Source organism: Mameliella sp. AT18 (assembly GCF_028807275.1).
GTDB classification, from domain to species: Bacteria; Pseudomonadota; Alphaproteobacteria; order Rhodobacterales; family Rhodobacteraceae; genus Antarctobacter; species Antarctobacter albus.
The window spans coordinates 1-1,571 of sequence record NZ_JARAMO010000263.1; the positions used below are offsets into that span (position 1 = coordinate 1).

The window sequence follows — 1,571 nt, forward strand, 5'->3', positions numbered from 1 at the left end:
CGCAAGCCGCAAACAGTCCCGTCCCGGCGACCCGGCAAACGAAAAGGGCGGGAAACCCCGCCCTTTCCAACAGCCCTCTCAGGCCCTCATTTCTTGCGCTTCTTCGGCGGCATCAGGTCGGTGATCGTGCCCTCGAACATCTCGGCGGCAAAGTTCACTGTCTCCGACAGCGTCGGGTGCGGGTGGATCGTGTGGCCCAGGTCCACCGCGTCCGCCCCCATCTCGATGGCCAGCGCCGCCTCCGAGATCAGGTCGCCCGCATTGGTGCCCACGATGCAGGCGCCGATCACCCGGTCGTCCTCGGGATCGAACAAGAGCTTGGTCACACCCTCGCTGCGCCCGTTCGACAGGCTCTTGCCCGACGCCGCCCAGGGGAACACGCCCTTCTCGTACTTGACGCCCTTCGCCTTGGCCTCGGTCTCGGTCAGCCCGCACCAGGCCACTTCCGGATCCGTGTAGGCCACCGAGGGGATCAGCTTGGCATCGAAATGCCGCTTTTCCCCGGCACAGACTTCGGCCGCGACCTTGCCCTCGTGCACCGCCTTGTGCGCCAGCATCGGCTGGCCCACCACGTCACCGATGGCAAAGATATGGCTCACACCGGTCCGCTGCTGGCTGTCCACGCCGATGAACCCACGATCGTCCACCCCAACACCGGCCTTCTCGGCGTCGATCAGCTTGCCATTGGGCTTGCGCCCCACGGCCACCAGCACCTTGTCGAAGGTATCGGAAAAGCTCTCGCCCTTGTCGTCCTCGAAGGTCACCTTCAGGCCCTCGTCCAGGGCCTCGACCGCCGTCACCTTGGTCTTGAGGAAGATGTTCTCGTACCGGCCCTTGATGCGGGTCATCAGCGGCTTGACGATGTCCTTGTCGGCGCCCGGAATGATCTGGTCCATCAGTTCGACCACGGTGATCTTCGATCCCAGCGCGTCATAGACACAGGCCATCTCCAGCCCGATGATCCCGCCGCCCAGCACCAGCATCCGTTGCGGGATGTCGGCCAATTCCAGCGCGCCGGTCGAGTCGATCACCCGCGGATCGTCATGCGGGATGAAGGGCAGCGCCACGGGTTCCGACCCGGCGGCGATGATGCACTGGTCAAAGGAGACGGTCTTGACCCCGTCCTCGCCCTGCACCTCGATCATGTTCGGCCCGGTAAACTTGCCATAGCCGCGCACGACCTGCACCTTGCGCCCCTTCGACAGGCCGTCCAGCCCGCCGGTCAACTGGCCGACGACCCCGTCCTTGAAACTGCGCAACTCGTCCAGGTCGATCTCCGGTTTGGAGAACCTGATCCCGTGCGCGCCCATCTCCTCGGCCTCGGTGATGACCTTGGCGACGTGCAACAGCGCCTTGGACGGGATGCAGCCCACGTTCAGGCAGACACCGCCCAGCGTCGGGTTGCGCTCGATCATGACCACCTTCTTGCCAAGGTCGGCGGCACGGAAGGCCGCCGAATAGCCGCCAGGGCCAGAGCCCAGCACAACCACCTCGGCATGCACATCGCCGGGGCCGCTGGCGCTGCCGGTGGCCGCCACGGATTTCGGCGCCTCGGCGGCGGGAGCCTCGTC

General features: G+C 65.8%; 1 protein-coding gene. It reads right to left on the bottom strand.

What is annotated here, in order from left to right; translation table 11 throughout:
* Window positions 1–86: 86 nt before the first annotated feature.
* A partial coding sequence (gene lpdA, locus PVW46_RS22030; protein WP_338020542.1) for a dihydrolipoyl dehydrogenase occupies window positions 87–1,571 on the bottom strand: 1,485 nt, incomplete at its 5' end.